The sequence below is a fragment of the Fluviicola sp. genome (assembly GCF_039596355.1).
Taxonomy (GTDB): domain Bacteria; phylum Bacteroidota; class Bacteroidia; order Flavobacteriales_D; family Crocinitomicaceae; genus Fluviicola.
The window spans coordinates 224791-248875 of record NZ_JBCNJW010000001.1; the positions used below are offsets into that span (position 1 = coordinate 224791).

At 46.8% G+C, this 24085-nt stretch carries 12 protein-coding genes; 6 read left to right on the forward strand and 6 right to left on the reverse strand.

Annotated features, from left to right (window positions below):
* Positions 1 to 4: 4 nt before the first annotated feature.
* From ABDV94_RS00975 to ABDV94_RS00990, 4 genes are all read right to left on the reverse strand, one after another.
* Positions 5 to 6952 carry a PKD domain-containing protein gene (locus ABDV94_RS00975; protein ID WP_343603992.1) on the reverse strand — a complete coding sequence of 2316 codons (6948 nt, stop codon included), beginning with the start codon at positions 6950 to 6952 and terminating at the stop codon, positions 5 to 7.
* Positions 6953 to 7144: 192 nt separating this feature from the next.
* Positions 7145 to 8158 carry a T9SS type A sorting domain-containing protein gene (locus tag ABDV94_RS00980; RefSeq protein WP_343603993.1) on the reverse strand — a complete coding sequence of 338 codons (1014 nt, stop codon included), beginning with the start codon at positions 8156 to 8158 and terminating at the stop codon, positions 7145 to 7147.
* Positions 8159 to 8298: 140 nt separating this feature from the next.
* Positions 8299 to 9168: a hypothetical protein gene (locus tag ABDV94_RS00985; RefSeq protein WP_343603994.1), complete on the reverse strand. Its 870-nt coding sequence runs from the start codon at positions 9166 to 9168 to the stop codon at positions 8299 to 8301.
* Between the two features lie 6 nt (positions 9169 to 9174).
* The gene (locus ABDV94_RS00990) at positions 9175 to 11385 is read right to left on the reverse strand and encodes a M48 family metalloprotease (protein WP_343603995.1); all 2211 of its coding nucleotides are present in this window, start codon (positions 11383 to 11385) and stop codon (positions 9175 to 9177) included.
* A gap of 126 nt (positions 11386 to 11511) precedes the next feature.
* On the opposite strand from ABDV94_RS00990, the gene ABDV94_RS00995 reads away from it, so the two are divergent.
* Positions 11512 to 13608, forward strand: coding sequence for an amino acid permease (locus ABDV94_RS00995; RefSeq protein ID WP_343603996.1), 2097 nt, complete (start codon positions 11512 to 11514; stop codon positions 13606 to 13608).
* Positions 13609 to 13871: 263 nt separating this feature from the next.
* Positions 13872 to 14969 (forward strand): hypothetical protein, encoded by a 1098-nt coding sequence (locus tag ABDV94_RS01000; protein ID WP_343603998.1) that lies wholly within the window; start codon positions 13872 to 13874, stop codon positions 14967 to 14969.
* Positions 14970 to 15032: 63 nt separating this feature from the next.
* Here ABDV94_RS01000 and ABDV94_RS01005 read toward each other — a convergent pair whose 3' ends face one another.
* Positions 15033 to 17246 (reverse strand): DUF4838 domain-containing protein, encoded by a 2214-nt coding sequence (locus ABDV94_RS01005; protein WP_343603999.1) that lies wholly within the window; start codon positions 17244 to 17246, stop codon positions 15033 to 15035.
* Between the two features lie 177 nt (positions 17247 to 17423).
* Between ABDV94_RS01005 and ffh the strand changes: the two genes are divergently transcribed.
* Together ffh and ABDV94_RS01015 are read left to right on the forward strand one after the other, a co-directional pair.
* Positions 17424 to 18773 carry a signal recognition particle protein gene (gene ffh, locus ABDV94_RS01010; protein WP_343604001.1) on the forward strand — a complete coding sequence of 450 codons (1350 nt, stop codon included), beginning with the start codon at positions 17424 to 17426 and terminating at the stop codon, positions 18771 to 18773.
* A 70-nt stretch (positions 18774 to 18843) separates the two neighbouring features.
* Positions 18844 to 19407, forward strand: a complete 564-nt coding sequence (locus ABDV94_RS01015; protein WP_343604003.1) for a hypothetical protein — start codon at positions 18844 to 18846, stop codon at positions 19405 to 19407.
* A 117-nt stretch (positions 19408 to 19524) separates the two neighbouring features.
* Here the strand turns inward: ABDV94_RS01015 and ABDV94_RS01020 are convergent, their stop codons facing one another.
* Complete coding sequence (locus ABDV94_RS01020) at positions 19525 to 20214, reverse strand: rhodanese-like domain-containing protein (protein WP_343604004.1); 690 nt, start codon at positions 20212 to 20214, stop codon at positions 19525 to 19527.
* A 201-nt stretch (positions 20215 to 20415) separates the two neighbouring features.
* On the opposite strand from ABDV94_RS01020, the gene ABDV94_RS01025 reads away from it, so the two are divergent.
* Together ABDV94_RS01025 and ABDV94_RS01030 are read left to right on the forward strand one after the other, a co-directional pair.
* Positions 20416 to 22632 carry a gliding motility-associated C-terminal domain-containing protein gene (locus ABDV94_RS01025; protein WP_343604005.1) on the forward strand — a complete coding sequence of 739 codons (2217 nt, stop codon included), beginning with the start codon at positions 20416 to 20418 and terminating at the stop codon, positions 22630 to 22632.
* On the forward strand, positions 22625 to 24040 hold the full coding sequence (locus ABDV94_RS01030; protein WP_343604006.1) for a type IX secretion system membrane protein PorP/SprF: 1416 nt from the start codon (positions 22625 to 22627) through the stop codon (positions 24038 to 24040). Before ABDV94_RS01025 ends, ABDV94_RS01030 begins: the two co-directional genes overlap by 8 nt.
* The last annotated feature ends 45 nt before the right edge of the window (positions 24041 to 24085 follow it).

Below are 24085 nucleotides of genomic sequence, written 5' to 3' on the forward strand. Positions count from 1 at the left end.
ATGCTTATCGGATTACGGTTACGGTTCCGGATCGCTTGATCCGTCCTTTCGGATATTCTTTTCCTTCCCAGATTTGTTCGTTCCGGAAAGTGGCGGTTGCCTTCCAGACATAGGCATCCTGTTGAACAGGCTCTCCGCGGTACGTGCCATCCCAGTATTCTGTAGGTCGGCCGTTCTCATCCAGGGCGGTTGTAGACCAGATCAGGTTCCCCCAATCGTCATAAAGGAGCAATTCAAAGGTTTTCAGTCCAACGCCTTTCGGGATGAAATTCGCGACCTCGAAATCACTGTGTCCCGGGTTCATCGCATTCGGAATATGCAGTCCGAAGAAGAAATCCACGGTAATCGGTTTCACAACAGTATCGGAACAGCCGTAAAGGGTATTGGCAATCAGTGTAACGGTATATTCTCCGTCGCCCTCATACGTTTCAACCGGATTTTCTTCCGTAGAGTGGTTTCCGTTTCCGAAATCCCACTGATAGGAATCGGCAAGACTGCTCAGGTTGGTGAAAACAACGGTTCCATCCAGCGGTTCCGGATTTTCATAGTCGAAATTGGCAGTGGGCTGAGGCAGAATAGTGATCGACGAATTTGCTGCAACGGTATCGTTACAACCGCCATCACCATAAGCAATCAGCACGATGTGGTAGGTTCCGTCCGCCGGGTAATTGTACGTTAGGGGATTCCCTGTCAAAATGACTCCGTTACCCAGATACCAGGAAAGCGAGTCGGCAAATTGCGAAACGGCCTGCAGATCGATTGGATTTCCCTGGCAAAGAGAATCGGTCGGTAAGCCGAAAGAAGCAGTCGGCATTTGGTAGGAAGAAACGGTTTTATGAATACTGTCCACACATCCGTGAATGGAAGTGGCAACCAGCGAAACAACATAATCTCCAACCTGCTGATACGTGGAGCTTGGATTGGTGAGCGTTGAAGTGAGTCCGTTGCCGAAGTTCCAGTTATAACCAAGCGCGTTGGTACTGTTGTTCGTGAAATTGACCACGGTCGGCTGCACACATGGATCAACCGGTGTGAAACTGAAATCAACCACCGGAAGCGGATGAACCGTTACAACCTGGGCTAAAGTGTCCGTACATCCGATATTATCAACCACAATCAACTGGGCGGCATACGCTCCGGGAGAAGTGTAGGTATGCGAAGGATTGTTTTGAACAGATGTGTTTCCGTCTCCGAAATTCCAGGCATAACTCACAATATTCGTACTGGTATTGGTGAATTGCACGCTCAGTTCCACACAGCCGGCATTCGGGCCGAGTGTGAATTGCGATGCGGGCCCGGAGTTGACCTTGATCGTTTTGGTGATTTGTGTGCTGCAGCCATAAGTCTGGCTGATTCCGGATAAGGTTACCTGGTAATATCCCGGTGTCGTGTAATGATGTGTCGGATTGGTCAGCGTAGAACCGGTTCCGTCGCCGAAATCCCAGTTTACCGAAGCAATATTGGTACTCAGATTCGTAAAAGCAAATACCTGGTTCACACAAACCGAATCCGGTGCGCTGAAATCGATGGAAGGCATCGGGTGCACGGTGACAAGGGTGGTGGTCGTGTCGAACCCGCAACCCGCTGCAAAAAGTGAAACGACATACGTTCCCGGAGCGGTAAACGTGTGCGTAGGATTGTAAACACTGGAAATATTCCCGTCACCGAAATCCCAGGAAGAGAAACTGGCTCCCTGCGAAAACTGGGTCAGTTGAATCGTATGAGGAACGCAGCCATCCGGAGCGTCAATATTGAAAAAGGCATTCACCTGAGGCGGAAGAACGGTGATCTGGTGCTGGATTGTGTCCGAACCACATGCATTACTCACGATGAGTTGAATGGTGTAGGTAGTGTCTTCCGTACCCGTGTAAAATGTATGTTGAAGCGTCGTAGCAGACGTCGTGTCAGTTGATCCGTCGCCGAAATTCCACTCATACGTGTCCGGTAATCCGTAACTGTTGTTCACCATGTCGAGCACAAGCGGAGTACACCCGATGTTTGTCAGTGTTCCGAAAATCGCCGTTGGAGAAGGCATCACGGTAATTTGCTCCGAGTGGCTGTCGCTTCCGCAGAAATTGGTCAGACTTAAGGTAATGGTGTAACTGGTGTCGGCTAAAATGCCTGCCTGGTAGGTTTGAGAAACCGGCGTCGAATCCGTGCTGCTTTGTCCGTTTCCGTAATTCCAGTTGTAGCTCAGGTTTTGCCCGGTCGAAAGATCAGAAAAAGATACGATCATTGGCCCGCATGCAGAATCCGGAGCCAGGCTGAAGAGCGCGTGCGGTGGTTCCCGGACTTCGATGGATTGAGCCATGGTATCACGACATCCGAATGCCGTAATGACGATCAATTCTACATCGTAGAATCCAACGGCGCTGTAAGCATGCGCCGGAGAACTGATGTTGGCAGTGATTCCATCGTCGAAATCCCACTCGAATTGACTCCCCAGTAAGCTGGTATTGGTGAAAGTCTCCGAAGTTCCGATACAGGTAATGGGATTGAACGAAAATCCGGCTGTTGGCATCGGGTGGATGGTTACCTGCAGACTGTCACGGTTAACACATCCGGTAACCGGATCGGTGTAGGTGTACAAAATGGTATGTGTGCCCACTGCAGCCGTGCCCGGATCGAATGTTCCCAGGTTGGCATCCGTGATACCGTTTCCGCTCCAAACGCCGTTGGCTGGTGTAGCAGTGAAATTCACCGGATCGTCACTCGGACAGAACGACGTATCGGCTCCAACACTGACAACCGGCAGCGGATGAACGGTAAATACTAGCGTATCGCGCGTCAGGCAGTTTCCGGCTCCGTTCGAAAGAACAAGCGTAAATGTTCCCGCTGTGGCTATCGTAAACAAACCTCCCGAACTAACGTGTGGTCCTGTCCACGTGGCGCTGGCAGGTGTTCCGTTCAGTTGCACAGTCGGAATGTCGATACAGATTTCCTGGTCCGGCCCGGCATTCGCCAAAGCAGGATTCACAACAGTTACAACCCGGGAATCGGAATTGGTACAGCCGTTTGCATTGGTGAAAGTATAAGTAAGCGTAAACGTTCCCACCGAATTGGGAGTAAATTGTCCGCCGGCAGTTATTCCGGTTCCCGACCAGGTTCCGCCATTCGGAGTTCCGGAGAACTGAACGGCAAATGGCTGATTACACAGAGTCGTGTCTGCACCTGCATTGACAAGCGGAAGCGGATTCACCGTGATCAATAACACATCTGAACTGCTACAGCCGTTTGCGTCTGTGAACGAGTAGGTCAGGTTGTGAACTCCAGCTCCTGCAACGGATGGAGTAAATTCCCCGGAAGAATTGGTAATTCCCGTTCCTGTCCAGGTTCCGCCGGCAGGAGTTCCTGTTACGGTTTGTAATCCGGCGTCAATACAAACGCTGAAATCCGTTCCTGCATTCACAACCGGAAGCGGATTCACCAATGCCCTAACAGTGTCTCGTAACAAACAGGCTCCCGATCCCAGGGTGTAAACCAAATTGAATGTTCCGGCAATGGTCGGATTGAAAATTCCACTGGTACTGACATACGAACCCGTCCAGGTTCCGCCACTTGGTGTCGGGCTTAAAGTCACATTCGGAGCATCGATACAGACTGCGAAATCAGGCCCTGCATCCGGTTGGGTCGGGCTGATGATCGTTACAACACGGGTGTCGCTCGCAGTACATCCGTTTGCGTTCGTAAAGGTGTATGTCAGCGTGAAAGTTCCCGTTCCATTTGGGGTAAACACTCCGGAAGGGCTCACATTGGGGCCAGACCACATTCCTCCGGCCGGTGAACGGCTCAGTGTAAACGGATTGGGTTGATTACAGGCCGTTGTATCCGGCCCAGCGTTGACAATCGGTAAAGGATTGACCGTAATTACCAGGTTGTCTGAGGCCGAGCAGCCGTTGGCATTGGTAAACGAATAGGTCAGTGTCCTGGTTCCTGTTCCTGCGGTTGCCGGGTCGAATGTTCCTGTTGAGTTCGTAATTCCGGTTCCTGTCCAGGTTCCACCTGCCGGGGTTCCGGAAAGTGTTTGAACTCCCGCATCGATACAGAGCGGGAAATCGGGTCCGGCATTAACCGTTGGTAAGGGGTTGACGATCATCCGCATGGTGTCGCGCGATAAGCAGGTTCCCGTTCCGAAGGTATAAACAAGCTGATGGGTTCCAACGGTATTTGGAGTGAAGACCCCACCGGCAGTAATCCCGGTTCCGCTCCAGGTTCCCCCGGCGGGAGTTCCGGTGAGTGTGATGGCCGGCGAGCCGAAACACCTGCTCGAATCGGGCCCAGCGGAAGCCGGAGTAGGATCAACGACTGTTACAAGAACAGTGTCACGGTTGGTGCATCCGTTGGCATTGGTAAACGAATACACCAGGTTGAAAGTTCCTGTTCCGTTCGGAGTGAAAACACCTCCGGAAGTGACATTTGTTCCCGTCCATGTTCCTCCCGTTGGAGTTGGAGCTAAGGAATAGGGAATGGGTTGGTTGCAAAGCGTTACGTTCGGCCCGGCGTTGACAACAGGTAATGGATTCACCGTGACAACCACCGTTCTGGTGCCGGAACACGTTCCGTTTGATCCCGTTACAGTATACGTTTGTGTAGCTGTCGGACTGGCATTTACGCTGGCTGTATTGCTTGCAGAAAGCCCGGTTGCCGGACTCCAGGTATAGGTACTTGCCCCGGAAGCAGTGAATGAGACCGAATCTCCCCGGCAGATAGTTGCACTCGGAGGAGTGACCGTAATCACCGGAATCGGGTTGACAACCAATGTGACGGACGAACTGGGGCCGGGACAGCCGTTCATTGTTCCGAAAACGGTATAGGTTCCGGCCTGTGAAGCAGTCACATTCGTTAAATTGAAATTTTGCTGGTTGCTTGTGAAAGCATTGGGGCCAGACCAGGTATAAGTAGTGGATGCGGATGAACTGGAAGTGAAATTGGCGGTACTTCCGGCACAAATCGGGCTATTCACCTGTGGATTGAGCGACGGCGGAATGGGTTTGATTACCACAGAAGCATTGGCAGTTGTTGTTCCGCAAGCATTGGTAACGGCTAATGAAACCGGGAATGTTCCGGAAGCAGGGAAGTTCACAGAACCGGGAATCAAGGTATTGGCAGTGGACGGTGTTCCGCCTGTAAAAGTCCAGGAATATGCATCGGAAGGTTCCAGACAATCGTTTACTACTGCTGTGGGGCTAACGCTGGCTCCTGCACACACACTCGGAATGGCATTTATCGTGACTTGTGGCGGAGCTTGTGCCACAACTGCCTGATTGGCTGTAAAAGAACCGCAGGAATTACTCAGGGTCAGCCGCACGGTGTAATTTCCGGGTTGTGTGAATTGAATTTGAGGATTTGCAGAAGTGGCGTTGGTTCCACCCGTAAACGAAAATGCTCCGGATGACGGCAGACAGGGACTTCCGTTGAAAAGCACCGTCCAGGTTCTGGTCACATTGCAGGTATTTAACGTACTGGAAGTATTGGTAATCTGAGTCGTAAATGGAATGCATGCCGATGAGGGACTTAAGGTAAAGGAAGGAGCCGGAGGACTTTCGATACAAACAGTTCGGGTGATGGTATTGACGCTGCAGCTGTTTGTGGTTGTCAGCGTAACAGTATACGTTCCGGGACTGGTGTATACATGCGTCGGATTGGTAGGTGTCGTTGTTGTGAGTGTTTGTCCATCGCCGAAGTTCCATTGAAACAACGTGCTGGAGCTACAAGCACTGTTGTAACCCGCCTGTGTGGAGTTGATAAAACTCACATTGGCCCCGACACAATTATTCACCGCTGCTACCGTAAAGTTGGATTGAGGCCCGGTATAGACACGAATCGGGGAGATGGAAGCCTCACTACTGTCGCAGAGATTGATTGCCTTGATCCGGAACACAAATTGGTTACCGCTTTGTCCGCAGGAAGAAGTATTATAGGTGTGACAGATCGTTGCCGGTGGCGGATGTTGCAAAGTGTCTTTCGGAGAACCGTCGCCATAATCCACAACATAAAAAGTGGTGCTGTGATTGGAAGCGTAGTTACTGAGAGGAAAACAAAGCGTAATCGGGCCACATCCGGTAGTAGCACCCGGGTTTGCCGCGCCGATTGCCGGGTTGGTAATATTGGCGATGTTGTATGAAGTAGTGTCGACGCAGCCATTGAGCCCGGTAAGAATGTAATTCAGCGTGAAAATCTCCGAAGTGGTATAAGTATGCGAAACCCCACCTCCCGGAAAGGTTGCCGAGTTGAAATCGGGCGAACCATCTCCCCATTGAATGACATAGGAAGAAACCTGGTTGGTGGAGGAAGCATCATAAACCGTCATGGCGAAATCAGACCCATCGCAATTGCGCATTTCAGCAACCGGATCCATTAAAGCCGGGTTGGGTAGTGCACTGATGGTAACCGTTTGGCTGAAGCTCGAAGTACAGCCTGAAGCATTGGTCACTGTGAGCGTTACGGTATAGTTTTGAGTTCCTGCTCCGCTGGCATGAAATAGATGCGAAGGGTTGGCCTGACTGCTGGTGTTTTGAGAACCGGAAGAAGCATCCCCGAAGTTCCAGGAGTAACTCAAACCACTTCCGGATGAGGTATTCGTGAACTGAATCGGGAGGTTGGAACAGCTGTTGTTCCCGGAAAAGCTGAAAGATGCAGTTGGAACGGGTGAAAGACCTACCGAAACAGTACTCACATCGGTGCATCCGGAGGAGGAACTGACAGTCAGTGTATAGACCTGGTTTGCCGACACCGTTGCGATGGGATTCGGGCAAGTGGTACAGGAAAGTCCGCTTGCAGGTGACCAGGAGTAACTGAGCGTTCCGGGGCCGCTTCCCGCAGGACTGCCACCCAGCTGAACGGTTGCTCCCGGACATACGAACGTGTCGGTACCTGCATCAGCAGTGCATTGAGCGAATGAAACAACGTTAGCTAAAAGGTTAGTAGTAATAAAAAGGATAAAATACCTCATGGTAGTGTGCGTGTGGGAGGTACCTGGCTCCGGATCAGATCCGGGTGTGGAAATACCTTATTTGTAGTAATTTGTTAATTGCAGATAGTGAGGCAATTTAAAGAAAAAAAACGAAAAAGAGAAGAGCGGTTCGTAGAAATGAAAAAGCCCTGACGAAATCGCCAGGGCTTTCAAAGTATGTGACTAACCTGATTAGTTGACAGTCAATTTTTTAGTTGTCTTCACACCGTTGGAAACAACTACTACGTTGTAGATTCCAGCCTGAAGATCAGCGATGTTCAAAGTTTGTGTAGCGTTTGAAGCTGTTGCAGTGTATACTGTTTTTCCAGCCAAATCAACGATAGAAATGTTTTCGTTTCCAGCCAATCCTGTCAATACTACAGCCTCATTTGCCGGGTTCGGGTACATTCCGAAAGTTGCTTTGTTGTTTTCAGAAATGCTCAGGTACTCGTCCGGAGCAACGCTGCTCATTACCAGGTGCTGTACCATTTGAGTTCCTGCCAGGTCAATGGTCAGTTCGCAGTGAACGAATACTGGCAATGATCCTGAGTTTGACAAATCGTAGTATTCGTATTGCACGCGAGTCATCACGATGTTTCCGAAAATGGTAGTTGCATTTGCCTGATCAGACAATTTGTAACGTGTGATGTTGTTCAAAGTAGTACCGGAATTCAGTTTCAATGTTCCTGTTCCGTCCACAGATGCAGTAATGCTTCCCGTTGTATTGAATGTTCCAACACTTGTTTCAGCTGTTCCGGAGAACGCATCTGTCAATGAACCTCCGTAAGCAAAAGGATAGTTCATCAACGTTTCAGGATCAGAACTCAAAATCACTTTCACAGTTCCTGCAGCAGCACCACCGTCAAAAGCAAACCCCTGAGAAGTACGTGCAGAAGCAGATGAAGTGAAGTAAGTTGTCATGAACCCAGGCATGTCAATTGCCTTCGTAGAGGTTGTATAACTTGAACCGTTCGCTGTGCTGGAAGGAGTAACTACCGCAACTGTTTTTGTTGAACCGTAGTATCCCGGAGTTGTGCTGTAATCCCAGGTAGCGCTTGCACCTGTCGCAGAAGCGTAATTTGTAGCGTTAGAATCAAGTACATACATTGTTGCAGTGGTTCCGATTGCAGGCTCATTCGCTTGCGTGAACTGGCCGAATGCCGCCCCTGTAATTAAGCTTGTAGCTAAGAGTAAATTTAATTTCATAGTTTATTTTTTTATCAAAGTTATTGATTTGGACGTAAAAATTGCTTGTTTTTTATACAAACGGTAAACTTTGTTTAGCCTTTAAATGAGATTATTCCCAAAAGGTTGGAAAATAATACCGTTTTATAACAAAATCGATTTTAAAGCATGATGACGATACCGGTTCTGACACTGAACAAGTTTTGGAAACGGTATTTGCCCAATTGATTTTTATGCTGCTGGTCGTAGGTTTGCTGGGATGAAGAATAGCTCGATGTACCAAACGGACCTTCATCAATCAGGAACTGAACCGGGATGTTCAAATGGGCATACCCACCGAAATTCCAGGCAATGTTTTTCGAAATCGGCAAACGGTATTCCAAACCGTAGAGAAACGTCAGGTTAAACACCTTTTCGTCGACCATCTGGATGTCCCTGTCTGAAATGGTTGATCCTAAACCACTGTCATATGCCGTGATAGCAGTGTAATTCCCGGATTTCAATTTCGACATTTCAACCCCGATTCCCAGGATATTTACCAATCCTACGGGCGCATTGGCTCCATTTGCAGCCAGCTCAATGCGCGGCATGATCCGGAAAGTGTTGTACTTAACCCGAGCATCATATCCATTGGTGTAATAGTAATACCCGTATGAATCGTAATACCCGACTCCGCCTACATTTTTCAGGAAAATATTCCCGAAATAGTAGTTAAAATCGAGGGATAATGTTGTTCTGGCTTTCAAAACAACTCCCAGGTTTCCGTAAACGCTGTAGTTGAACTGGTCGTTTGGAATACGTGATTTATAGCTGAGGTAAAACGAGTTGTTTCTCAACTGGCGTTCCGGGTAGCTCGCAAGCTTGAGCACGGAATTGTGGTGAAAACCGGCACCAAACTGCATCACAAAACGCTTTCCGTAGAAACCGACGTCCGAATTTTTTTTCTTAGCGGTCGTTGAACCTGTTTGTCCGAATGCAGTGGAAGAAGCAATCAGCGACAGGGCGAATACAAATGATATTGACTTGAACATGAGGTCTTAATTAGTTGATTTGAAAATTTCATAATACTTGGAGCCCAGCATTACTTTGGAAGGTCTTCCGTTAATCTGGTAAATTTTGGAGAAATCCGCATGACCGTTTTTCAGATCCACTCCGATAAAGTTGATCAGTGTTTTTTGAGCATCCAGTAATTTTCCGGTCATCAGGATCAACGCCATCGGCGGAACGTACCAGGTAGCCAGAACCGGTCTTGCAATTTCCATCGGGTCGCTCTTGCGGTTGTCTACATAGAAAATGTTCGGGATCATGATTACATCCGAATCGTATTTTTTCGCCAGATCCTGTAAAACAGCATAATCTACCGGGAAGAAATTCACCTTGGAGTACGCGTCGTTTTGTCTCAGTGCCGATTTGATATACATAAAGGTGTTGATTCCTTCGATACTCAGTTCCGACGGCGCGTTGTCCACACTCACGTTATACCCGTTTGCTTTGGCTTCGTCCAGAATGAGTTCGGTAGATTCCGCCTTGATCATGTCCGACATCCTGATGGTTTTCTTGGACGATTCCAGGATTTCGACATCCGGCTCTACCAATGCGATGCTTTTTGATTTCAGGTCGGGAATAGCCGGAATCAGGTTCATACTTTTCTCTTTTTCTGATTCGCTTTTGGTGCTGGCGGATTTGCTCTGATCTTCTTTGAACAGCTTCACGAAACTGCTGTCCGAAATAATATCTGACATTCCATACAGGTAAAAAGCGGTTGAGTCGAATACCTGCGCATTGATATTTCCGTCTGCCGAACGCTTTTTCTTGATCTTGTCGTATTTCGATCCGGTGTTTTTCTCCGGCTCAGGCTTGTTCAGACTGTCTGCAGGAATTTTTGCAATCGAATCATTGTACGCTTTGTTCAGGGCAAATGCCTGGTTGTAATTGTATTTGGAGAAAGCATCCAGCGAAAACTGCTTCGTGTTGGCAGCCGTTTCAACCATGCGGTCGTAGATGGCACGAATCTCCAAATCATTCGGGTTTTCTGCCCGGATATCATAAACATGTCTTAAGGCAATGGTGGAAACCTCCAGTTTGTCCATTTTCTTCAAAATAGCGTGCAAGGTTGCAATTTCACCTTCCTTGTGTGATTTGGATTCGAAGGGTTTTGACATGGATGCAGACTTTGTTTGAGCCAGCGCCAGCCACGTTTTTGCTTCCATTACTTTCAGGTAGTGAGAGTTCGGGAATTCTTTTTTCAGGACGAAAATCGAATACAGTGCATTCGTCAGATCTAGAGCAAGAATGGCATTTCGAACGGTCTCGAAGCGCGCAATATTGCGGATTTCATTGAAACGATCCGTTCCAAGCAAATCTGCTTTTCCATTCCAGCCATTTCCTTTTGCCAATACATCGATCACTTGTTTTTTCCGCTTGGAAATATTCGGGTGAGAACTCTTGCTGTCGTTGTAATTCTCTTCGGCTGTAATCGGGAATCCTTCTTTCGGGAATTTAAACGTCGGTACGTAAAACTCTTTGGAATTGAAGAAGGTTTCCGGAATTTTCACCTCGTCGAACGGCAGGTAAGAGTACATCAACACGTCGAAAGTAGGTTCGATCAATGATTCATCGTAACCCGCATTCTTGTAAATTTCGATGGCATCCGAATCTGCTTCCAGCTCACGATCCTTACTGTAGGTACTCAATTCATAGTAATTGGCATTTTTCAGAACCGTTTTCTGCTTGAAGCGCTCCAATACGTGTTTTCTTTTAAAATGGGCAATTTCGTGCGCCAGTACATAGGCAATCTGAGCCTCGGAACTTACCTGTGAAACCAATCCGGTTGTAACGAAAATAATTCCCTGGTCGGTAGAAAAAGCATTCGTTTCATTGGATTTCAAGGTGTAAAAACGCAGCATTTTGAACGTTTCCTTGTCATCTTTCAACAGGTTTTTGGCAATGTCGCGGACATAATCTGAAATCGGATCTCCGAACACGCACACTTCCGAATGAATGATTTCATCAATCGATGTGTGGATTCCGGTATAAAATTTTCTTCTGAGCGAAGCAGCCAATTCCGGACGGTCTGCCTTGATGTCGCGTTCAATTTTTTGATAAGTTGATAAGCTAAAATCTTCGGGTATACTTCCTCGTGAACTGAGTGTGGTATAGTGGTCGAAGTCGATTTTGGTTTGCGCAAATGCAGTGAAAAAACCTGAAATTGCTAGGGAGTAGGCTAGAATGAATGATTTCTTTAACATAACCAGTTTTTTAGGTAAGTGGGGGTAAAAGTAGTGAATCTGCCAAAATATTGCGAAAAATGAAGAATTATTATCGACTTGACATCCTTGTGATTATTGTTACATTTGCTTCCCTTGCAACATACTATGAAACAAAACTCGCTTTTTAGAAAGAAAACGGTTCAGGATATTTTGACAGCTGCCCAACAAGGTGGGGCTGACGGACATGAGGCTTTAGGGAAGCACTTGCGGGTGAGGGATTTAGCAGCATTCGGAATTGCAGCGATTATCGGGGCGGGAATCTTTTCCACGATTGGTGAAGCCAGTTCGAATGGAGGTCCGGCGGTGATTTTCCTATTTATTTTCACCGCAATTGCTTGTGGTTTTGCCGCTTTTGCCTATGCAGAGTTTGCTTCGATGGTTCCGGTTGCGGGTTCTGCTTATACTTATTCCTATGTTGCTTTCGGGGAAATCATTGCCTGGATTATCGGGTGGGCGCTCATCATGGAATACGCCATCGGGAATATCACCGTTGCGATCAGTTGGAGCGATTATTTCACCGGGATGCTCGACGGCCTGGGGGTTCACCTCCCACAATGGATTCAAACAGATTACCTCACTGCTCATAACGGTTACAACGAAGCGACTGCTTTGATGCAGGGTGGAAAACTCTTTGAGAATCTGGATCAAAGTCTGCAAGCGGCCCATACAGCCTGGGATACTGCCCCGAATTTATTTGGTCTGCACATCATTTTTGACCTTCCGGCGCTGTTTATCATTGTATTGATTACCTGGTTGGTTTACCGCGGAATGAAGGAAAGCCGGAATGCGAGCAACGCCATGGTGATCGTCAAACTGGCGATTATTTTGCTGGTCATTGCGGTCGGAATTTTCTATGTCGATACCTCCAACTGGAGTCCGTTTGCCCCAAATGGTGTTTCCGGAATCCTGAAGGGAGTTTCTGCCGTTTTCTTCGCCTACATTGGGTTTGATGCCATTTCCACAACTGCTGAAGAATGTGAAAATCCGCAGCGCGATCTTCCCCGTGGAATGATGTGGGCAATTATCATTTGTACCGTTTTATATGTCATTATTTCGTTAATCCTCACGGGATTGGTGAATTATAAAGTACTCGCTGTAGGAGACCCGCTCGCATTTGTTTTCCGCGAAATCGACCTGAAATGGATGTCGGGGATTATCGCCGTTTCTGCCGTGATTGCGATGGCTTCCGTATTGCTGGTGTTTCAGATGGGACAGCCACGTATCTGGATGTCGATGAGCCGCGACGGTCTTTTGCCGAAGAAATTCTCCAAAGTGCACCCGAGATACAAAACACCTTCGTTTGCAACCGTTGTGGTGGGATTTGTAGTAGCGGTTCCTGCTTTGTTCATGAACCTCACGATGGTGACGGACTTGTGTAGTATCGGAACGCTGTTTGCCTTTGTATTGGTGTGTGGAGGTGTGCTCATCCTTCAAAACAGAACAGATATTCCAAGAGGAAAATTCAGGACACCTTATGTGAATGGAAAATATGTATTGCCTGTTTTAGTAGCCGGGGGATTGGTGCTTGGCTTTACGCAATACAAAGAAGAATTGGTCGGATTCCTGACTAACCGTTCGGAATTGAAAGAAGCGAAAGACCTGATTGTGGATCTCAACGAACAGGAAACAGCACAATTGCGCGAAGCAGTTTCCAAACTGGATGAAACCGGTTTTGCCCGCGTGGGATCCGATTTGCTGGCTTATTTTGAGCAGGCTCCGAAGATCGATTTACCGTCTTCCCTGAAAGGAATCAAGAGTCACTCGAAAGATTCGCTGGTATCGCAGCTGGATTCGGCAACTACCAAAAAACTGGTTCATTTCCTGGAAGGCTACGATGAAAAAGGATTCAAACTGATGGACTCGAACCTGGAGAGCTACTACAATCAGGGGCCGAAAATGGCCATTGAAGATGCCTTGAAACCGATTGGGGTTTCGGGAAAACGCTTGTATAATTCCGGATTCACACATTTTGCACACAAGATCCCAACCTGGATTTTCATCCTCTTTACCTTCTTTATTACCATTGTAACGATCCGCAGAAACCTGTCGCTGATCCCGCTGCTTGGTCTGCTTTCCTGTTTGTACATGATGAGCCAGATTGAACTGAAAAACTGGATTGCATTCATGATCTGGCTGGTGGTCGGTTTGGTGATCTATTTCCTGTATAGCCGGAAAAACTCGAAGCTGGGGCTGAAAGGATAATTCCGAATTACGAGTTCCGAATCCGGAGTTCCGGGTCGTTGACTGTCTGTCTCGATACTTCCGCCGTGTCAGTTTGAGTATTCCTGACAGCAACGAAGTGAATCGTCAGGGATGTATCGAAAACACATGGCGGAAACTCGACAAGACATCCCGGTAATTTTCAATTCTCACTTTTAACTTCTCCATTTTCAATTCGTAATTAGGCATTCGTAATTCATAATTTATAATTTTTGAATATATTCGATTGGTTATAAAATCATTGTATGAAGATTCCAGTTTCAGTGATAGGATGTTTACTCTTATTTTGCAGTTCCTGTAAGAAAACTGAAGTAGATCCGGAGAATGACGGGAGCTCTTACGCTTCGATGGAAGTCTACAAAGAAAACGCGATGGGAGTGATCTATAACGAAACGACGAACAGTGTTGCCTATAACAAACCCGATGCAAACGGAACTTATAAAATCTACATTTCCAATTACGACGGAACGGGAGAAGTGCAGCTGACTTACTCCGGCTGGGCATCCGACCGCCACCAGTGGGCGGAAGAATGGGATCCGAGCGGACAGTACCTGTATTGCTATGTCGAGAAAACGGATTACGTTTCGGAAAGCGGGCATACCCGAACTCCGGAAGACGCAATTCCCGGTTATGGAGCTTACACCGATCTGTGGATCATCAAGCGGGATGGAAGCCAGGCCTGGAAGATGACCAATTTCCCGAATGATTACGACCACGGGATTATCCATGGAGCCATTTCGCACGACGGAACGCTGTTTGCCTGGACGGAGCGCATTCAGGCACCGGTATTGTTCGATTTGAATCTCGCTGCCGGAGCTTATGTGTTCAAAGTCGCAGATGTTTCCTGGAATCCGGGGCCGGTTTTTTCCAATATCCGTACCTACCAGCCGGGTGGACAACCTGCGGGTGGAGAAGTCGAAAGTATCAGTCCCGACAAAACGGATATCCTGGTCTACAGCACGTTTGAATCCCATAACCTCATTGCAACGCCGATTTACCGCATCAATCTTGCAAGCGGAAATACCACCAAACTCACAACCGAAAGTTTTGCCCAGTCGCCGACATACACGCCAAACGGACAACGGATTGTGTACATGACCGGGAAAGACTGCACGATTTTCCCCGGACAGCTCCAGGGCGCCGACTGGTGGATGATGAATGCAGACGGAAGCAGTAAAAAACGATTGACCTACATGAATTTCAAAAACCATCCGCAGAGCGTGAATAGTTACCGTTTGGCTGGATCGCTGTCATTCGTGAACGATTCTACGTTTATCGGCGGAGTGATGACACAGTCTTTGGGACTCACCGGCTACAGCGCGTTAGTCCGGTTTTCTAATTGAATGTAGATTTGACAATGTACAATTGATCATTGAAAAGGCTTTTCAATGCTACATTTTCAATTCTCAATTAGTAATCGTTATTTCATCGAGGAAAAACCAAGAATCTCCTCCGGCCGAAGGATGCCAGTTGAACAAGGTTTTGGTTCCCTGAACCGTTAATTTTACGTAGCGGAACGGTTGCTTACCTGTTTCAAAAGTGTAGGAGCGGATTGGTTCTTCTTGCTGCTGTTCCCCTTCATTCCGGAGTGTTCCGATTGAAACATAATGTTTCCCGTCGGCAGAAACACTGCAGGAAACCGATGCCGGGTGGAGAATCCAGCTTTTGGCATTCCAGAGGGAATGAATGGAAATCGTTTGTGCGGTAGTCGTGCTGTCGAGATCCAGGATCAGTTCCGTATCTGTTCCCGACCAGCCGAGCCAGTGGATGTTGTAATCGCTCGCACCGTTTACGCCGTTCGTCAGGTAGGAGAGGTCGCCGTTCAGGTACTTTTTATCCGGTGGAACCGAAGCACTCACTTTTTTACCGAAAGCCTTGTTTCCTTCAATGTTCACATCCATCATGCTGCGCATGGAGCGAATGTAATCCGAAGGAGCCAACTCTGCTTCGTTGACGGTTGGAACGGCATTCCGGAGACACGTTTGCTCAAACGCATCCAACGTTTCCCGGAGCTGCAGGTTCGGAATCGCTTTTCCTTCTTTCAGTTCGTACCAGCCCCGTTTTGAAAACATGTTGTTTGCCGCAATTTCCATCTCTGCATATTGGATCGGCAGACGAGCCAGTTGCACGTGGTTCAACGACACCGGATCATCTTTTACCGCTTGTTCAGCTTCGTCAAATAAATGTTTGTAGTGATTCATGCGTTCTTCGGAAAACAATCCGTTTTGGTGTACCACCGGGTGTTCGTAAATCCAGAGTTTGCTTCCGGTTTCTTTTAAAGCAGTTTCCAGCGAGAGGATGTATTCATTCATCTTCGGGCCTGCAGCTCCGTAGTAACTGTTCAGGAAAACCTGTTTTTCGCTTTCGATGTCGGCGTTTGGGTTCCACATCAGTCTGGAAAGCAAATAGGCCTTCAGCTCCGAAAATTCATAACCCGTGGTACTGTTTGATTGCTCAAACAAAGCATTGACGTGGTTTTTGGTGAAAAACTGGATATTCGGCTGGAGAATGTGAAGATTCGGGAAAGGGGAGATGCTATGGTTGAAATTGATCGTATAATCCCACAGGAAAATGTTGGAACAGATTTTACCCCAGTCCTCTACGTCCTTTTTGAAACTGACACATTCCGGATCGTTTTCAATCGGCAAGTGCCGGTGGAGTTCGATGGAACAGAGCATCACTTCCACATTTTGACGTGGTTTGATCTTTACCGGCGCTTTCCGGCTGTATTGGTAGGCCAATGTAGAAATAACCTTATCCGGAAACTGAGCGGCAACCTCGTTTACCAGGTGGATGATCGGCCCGGCTGGACTTTCTTCCGCTTCAATGAGGTCTCTGCAGGCGTCGCACTTGCAATACGAGAAATTGTCGTTCTGACTCACAGACCATTTTTGTTTCTGCGGCTGTTTAGCCATTTCTTCGCGCAGTTTCTCTATGATGAGCTTTCTGACTTCCGGGTTACTCGGGCACAGCTGATCAAAACTCCGTTTTCCGTTTACCAGCGCAAAATATTCGGGATGTGACTGAAAATACATTTCGCGGGGAACCAGCCGGTGGAAAGTGTGCACAAAATACCCGTCGGGATAAATCTCTTCGATGGTATTGAGACGAAGCCAGTCACGGTATTCGGGATTTTCAGGGAAATACAGGTTGATAATCCGGACATCGTTTGCAGGGGTGTCTTTGATAACCTGGCACGGAATACTGACGTGACTTTGATAGGGAACAATCTGGAAGTCCGGACTCAGGTACCGGCATCCAAGGTATTTTTCCAGTAAGTGAATCACGCCGTAAGTTACGCCTTTGTGTATTCCGCCTTCAATTGCCAGCCTGTTCTTTTGAACCGAAATCACGAATCCATCCGGATGGAGCTGTTTGTTTTCTTTCAGGTAAATGCGGGTATTTGATGTCAGTTTATCCGTTTTTTGCAGTTTAGATAAGACGATTTCATAGACATACTTTTCCAGGAGCTTCAACGCGTTGTTTACGTCTTCAGAATGAGTGCTTTCGGCATACGTGTGTACGATTTCTTTGGTGTGAATCACAAATGTTCCCTTTCCTGCAAAGGAATAGTTCAGGGAAAAGAAGCCGGAGAGGATGAAAAGCGCAAGAAACCGCATCGTTTGAATTTTAAACACCGAAAATAATTTTTTTCAAGCTGTTTTCCTTCAATCCGCACAGGATGAAAACGGGACAAACACATTTTCCGGGAAATCTTCTTGTAATTCCTTGTCCATTTTACCTTTTAGATGTTCAATTACTCTTATCTTTGTACTCCAAAAAAATCGCTCAATAGCATGTTTGATAATCTTACCGATAAGTTTGAACGCGCCTTTAAAGTTTTAAAAGGACAAGGACAAATTACTGAAATTAACGTAGCAGAGACATTGAAAGAGGTTCGCAGAGCCTTGCTGGATGCCGATGTGAATTTTAAAACAGCCAAGGATTTCACCGTTCGTGTGAAAGACAAGGCAATGGGACAGAATGTATTGACAGCGATTTCTCCAAGCCAGTTGATGGTGAAGATCTGCCACGAAGAGTTGGTAGAACTGATGGGAGGAAACGAAAGCGAAATCCAGATCCAGGGAAATCCGGGAATCGTATTGATGTCGGGTCTTCAGGGATCGGGAAAAACGACATTCTCCGGGAAACTGGCGAATTACCTGAAAACAAAGAAAAACAAGAAGCCTCTATTGGTTGCCTGTGACGTGTATCGTCCGGCGGCGATCGACCAGCTCCACGTGTTGGGAGAGCAACTGGGAATCGAGGTTTTCTCCAATAAAGAAGAAAAAGATCCGGTGAAGATCGCTACCGAAGCAGTAAACTATGCGAAAAGCAAAGGTTTCAATGTAGTGATTGTCGATACGGCTGGTCGTTTGGCGGTAGATGAGGCGATGATGGACGAGATTGAGCGTGTGAAAAAAGCGCTGAATCCGACTGAGACCTTGTTTGTGGTTGACTCCATGACCGGACAAGATGCTGTAAATACCGCAAAAGCCTTCAATGACCGCATCAATTTTGATGGAGTTGTATTGACCAAATTGGATGGTGATACACGCGGTGGAGCTGCTTTGTCGATCAAAACAGTGGTAGACAAGCCGATCAAATTCGTCGGAACGGGTGAGAAGATGGACGCATTGGATGTGTTCTATCCGAAGCGTATGGCTGACCGTATTTTGGGAATGGGTGACGTGGTTTCCCTCGTGGAGCGCGCCCAGGAGCAATTCAACGAAGAAGAAGCCCGCAAATTACAGCGCAAAATCCAGAAAGACCAGTTCGATTTCAACGACTTCTTAGGACAAATCCAGCAGATTAAAAAGATGGGTAACGTCAAAGATTTGATGGGAATGATCCCGGGAATGGGGAAAGCGGTGAAAGACGTCGATATCCAGGATGATGCCTTCAAGCACATCGAAGCAATTATCTTCTCCATGACTCCGAAAGAACGTTCAAATCCATCCCTGATCAACGGGCAGCGTAAAAACCGCATTGCACAAGGTTCCGGAACAAACATCCAGGAAGTGAACAAATTGCTCAAGCAGTTTGAGGATACGAAGAAAATGATGAAAATGATGAGTAATCCGAAAAACATGATGAGCATGATGAAGCAAATGAAGGGAATGCGCGGCGGAATGCCGGGTATGTAATGACGAATTTACGAATGCCGAATTACGAGTAAAAGTCATTCGGAACTCGTCATTAAGAATTCGGAATTATATGATAGATTTTCAACTCTCGTCCGATCAAGTTTATTCTACACGTTTTCGTGAAGCTGGCATAAATTCATTTCAAGATGCCTGCCATTTCATTGCACAACTTCCATATGGTCGCAATGCAAACCGGGAAGACTTCAGCTTGGTGTTTTCAGAAGGAAAGGGGACGTGTTCTTCCAAGCATGCACTTCTGGCTGAATTGGCACTGGAAAACGCCCATCCTGAAGTGGAACTGATTGCCGGTATTTTCCTGATGAGCGGCGAAACGCATGCAAAACTCACCGGTTTTTTCGAGGGGAAATCGTACGCTTCCTTACCGGAATGCCACTGCTACCTCCGTATAAAAGGCGAACGCTTTGATTTTTCCGATACGTCGAACACCCTGGAGCTGATTGCTCCCAAATTGGTGCGCGAACAGCGCATCGACCCGAACCAGGTGAGCGACTGGAAAATCATGATCCACAAAGATTATCTTCAGCGCTGGCTGAACCGCAATCCGGCAATCGGAATGACGCTTGATGAGGTGTGGAAAGAGCGGGAAGAAGCCATTGTACTTTTGAGCCAATAACTACAATCTGTTTGTGCTTCGAATGGTTTGTGAGAGCCGTTTTTGAACAGTTATTTCTCCTTTTTAGCAGATAAAATTCAGTACTTCTTAATGATTTCGAAAACTGGAATAAAAACGTTATTCCAGTGCTTTTTTTAAGTCTTCTTTGGTGCATAAACCGGTAATCCGCTTGCTTTCCACCCCATTTTTGAAGACAATAAATGTCGGTAGCTTTTCAACCTTCAACTCCTTTGTTAGTTGAGTCTGTGAACCGGCATCAATCTTTAAAATGGCATAACCTTCCGTTTCTAATTCGTTCATAATTGGAGTCATTTTCCTGCACGGCGGACACCATTCTGCACCGAAATCGACCAATACCGTTTCCCGATCCTTCGGAATCGAATTCAGAAAATCGGTCAAACTGATCTGGGGAACTTTTTGAGCACTTTCAACCGGTAGATCTTCGAGGTTCCACGCATTGATTCCGCCGCGTAAGTTAACAACCTTTTTGAAGCCTTCCTGGAGCATCCATTTTTGAGCAGCTGCACTCCTGGAACCCGCTAAACAATAGATGTATACGGGTTTTTGCTTGTCGAGAGAAGCGACCCGTTCGCGAAACTGATCCGGGTTGTTCCAGTCTGCCTGAAGCGCTCCCGTCAGATGCCCCTGTTCGTATTCACCGGAGGTACGCACATCCAGCAGCTGAATTCCCGTTTGCCGGATCGAGTCGGAAAATGCTTGCGGATCCAGTTCCCGTTTTTGAGAATAAGCAAAACTGAAAATTGTTGAAAAAAAGATTAATGCAAATTGCTTTGTGAAATATTTCATACATCTATTTGATTTTGAAAGTCATCTTAGACGTCCGGAACAACGATTTAGTGCGCTATTTCGGCGTTTAGGAATCCAAAACACACTCTTAACCGTAAATGTAGAAAATGTTCATTTGGAATAATTGTAAAAAACTGTTAATTTCGATTTAGATAATGTTTAAAATCTCAAAATACAAAAGCTTATCAACACTTATACTCTATGTTTAGCCGATACTTGTTTTTGTTGATCATCTTTACCACATGCATATTCACAACAAGGGCACAGGACGTATGGTTGCAAAACCATTTCTCTCCGGTTTCCGGTTGTAGTCTATCCAATGCGGAAACGGTTACTGTTTTGGTAAACAATAACTCGGCAGTTGTGATGCCGTCCAATACCATTCAGGTAAGTTATACCGTTGATGGAGGAAGTTTGACAAACCAGCTTTTGTCTTCCAACCTTACCCCGGGTGCTTCCTGGAATTTCAGTTTCTCCGTAAAAGCAAACGTGTCTGCCTGTGGTGCACATATTCTAAAAGTGTGGGTAACCCGCGCCGGAGATTCGAACCATTTGAACGATACGGTTCAGTGGACGGTTCAGAATGACTGTCCGGTTGTGCCGGGAACGGTGACATCCGATATCACAGTCTGCCAGGGAGCCAATGCAGGAACACTGTCTTTGTCCGGATGGTCATACGGAGCGATTACTTCGTGGGAATCTTCCACGGACAACGGAGCAACCTGGACACCGATTGCCAATACTGCACCGTCTTATGCGTACAACAACGTTTCTCAGAATACACGTTACCATGTTCAGATCGACGGCGGATTTTGTCCGGATGCCACCTCAGGTTATGCGACCATTACCGCCCAGGCTCCACCGGTAGCCGGAACACTTTCGGGAGCAGATTCCCTGTGTGCCAATGCCGCTTCGGGAGCCCTTAATCTCACCGGAAACACGCAGCCACCTGTTCAATGGGAATATTCAGTGAACAACGGCGTAAGCTGGACAACGGTTGCCAATACCACTACGACGTATAACTATACATCTCTGACAACATCTACGTTATACCGTGTTTTGGTCGACGGGGGGGCTTGTGCGGATGTGTATACGGACACAGCGCTGATCTATGTTGATCCGGTTTATCCGCAAACGGTTCTGAACGGAAGTGATTCCTTGTGTATTTCCAACGCATCCGGAATGGTGAATGCAACCGGAACTTTCGGAAGTGTTTTGGGATGGGAATCTTCCATCGACAATGGTGCAAGCTGGACGGCGATTTCAAATACGGCTGCTACACAGAATTATGTCAATCTCACTCAGACAACCTTCTACCGGATGATTACCGAAGGAGGCCAGTGTCCTGATGTGATTTCAGATACGGCAATTATTTATGTTCAGACACTTCCGGTTTCACCGTCTTTAGGTGCTTCAGACACGCTGTGTATCAATGCAGTGAACGGTGTGTTGAATTTGACCGGTGCCACTACGCCGATTATGGATTGGGAATCATCTACGGATAATGGTGCTTCCTGGACACCGATTTCGAATACGACTACTTCGTATACGTATAACGGTCAGCAGCAGACGACAATTTACCGTGTGATGCTTAACGGACTCTTCTGTCCGGATTATTATTCCGACACGGCAATGATCCAGGTAGATACCATTCCGGTAGCCGGTTTATTGGGACAGAGCGGCACTATTTGTGAAGGAGCTTCAAAAGTACTAAACCTCACAGGTTCGATTGCAGATTCGTTATACTGGGAGTTCTCAATTGATAACGGAGTGACCTGGCAGACCATTGTAAACTCAGATACAACAGATTATACAACCCCTCCGGTAACAACCAATGTGATGTTCCAGGTGGTAGCGTCAAGTGGTGTTTGTCCTCCGGATATCTCCAATTCAGTCGTTTTGGTGATGCTGCCTGCGCCAACAGCCAATGCAGGGACTGATACCTCGATTTATCTTGGAGAATCTGTGATGCTGAACGGATCGGGCGGAGTAACCGGAATCTGGATGCCGGGAGCAACACTTTCCGATTCGACAATCACGAACCCGGTTGCAACGCCGGTTGTTTCCATCGAATATGTTTATTATGTGATCGATGCACAGGGATGCATCGGAAGTGATTCTGTACTGATCAAAGTCCTGGATCCGATCGAATTCAATATCCGCAATGTCATTACTGCAAACAATGACAACATCAACGATACCTGGAACATTACCGGGGTCGAGTTCTTCCCGATGACTGAAGTGAAAGTATTCAACCAGTACGGAAAATTGCTTTATGAAAACGGCGATTATAAGAACGAATGGAAAGGAGACTATAAAGGAACGCGGTTACCGAACGGAACATACTATTACGTCGTCTTGAAAGGAGGAACCGAAGAAGAGTATAAAGGAACACTTACACTATTAGGGAATGAGTAAACGATTACTACTTTTTATTATTGTTTGTTTGTGCGGAGGGAGTCTATTTGGACAACAAGTTCCTTTTTACAATCACTATCTGATCAACCCGTTTGTTTACAATCCGGCTGCTACGGGAGCAAGCGATTATGTGAACGCGAGTTTTGTTCGGAATCAGCGTTATTCTTCCTTCGGATCGACGGCGGTCAATAATTACCTCACGGTTGAAGGCCCGATTTCGAAAGGAAATATGGGCCTGGGATTGATTGTAGCGCACCAAACCCAGGGAATTCAGCAGCAGCTGATGTCGAGTCTGAGCTACAGCTACCGCCTGAAAATCAACGACGATCACAACATCCGTTTCGGGCTTTCTGCGGGTGTGCTCGACAACCGGATTGACTACAACCAGATCAATGCTCAGGAAGCCAATGACCCATACCTGACCGGATTGCGCCCGACTGCACCTGTTTTCGATATGAACGTGGGATTGCTGTACAACTGGAAAGACCTGAAAATTGGAATTTCGGTGCCGCAGCTCATCGGGAGTAAAGTTAAATATGCCAAAGAGCGGAGCAGGGGATATTACCAGTTGGAAAGACACTACATGATGTCGCTGGAATACGATTTCCATGCAGGAGAAAAGGTCATTATCCGCCCGAATGCCGTGATGCGATATATGCCCGATGTGCCGTTTCAATACGACGTGACTTTGATGGGTATCTACAACAACATGTTGTGGGCGTCTGCAACATATAAATCCGATTATGCCGTTCAATTCAACGCGGGAGTACGTGTATTGGACTTCCTGCGGGTGGGGTATAGCTACGAACTGCTGACCGGTTCCATGAAGGCATACAATACAGGAACGAATCATGAAATTTTCTTAGGGTTCTCCTTCAAAGGAAAACGGGAAAAAGAAATCGAAATTCAAAAAATAGAGGTAAAAGTTCCGGATGACTTAGCTTTGAAACAACGCGATTCTATTCAGAAACTGAAAGACGAGTTGGAGAATAAGTTGAAGAAAATGCTGGAAGACCAGGCGCAGCGGGATCGTCTGCAGCGGGAAAAAGATTCGCTTGCCAACCTGGCGAAAGTGACTCCTGCCGACACCGTCAAACCGAAAAAAGAGGCTCCTGAAGAAATTCCGGTTGCCAAAGGGTATCACTTTGTAAACCTTGATAAAAGTGAATCACCTGACGGCTTCTATGTGATTACGGGAGTATTCTCCAACAGGCAGAATGCAGATCATGTATTGGCAAAAAGTTTGGGTGAATACCCGGATACATACCTGGTCATCAATGAAGCCAATAGTTATTTTTATGTTGTAATCCTGTATACATTGGATCAGGAACTTGCCACTACAACATTCAAAGACTATAAAACAAAGAAAAAACAGAAGGTCTGGATTTTAAATTATAAGAAAAGTTAAATTTTCAAGGCAACCATTTAAAAAAAAACAAGTCAATAAAATTGA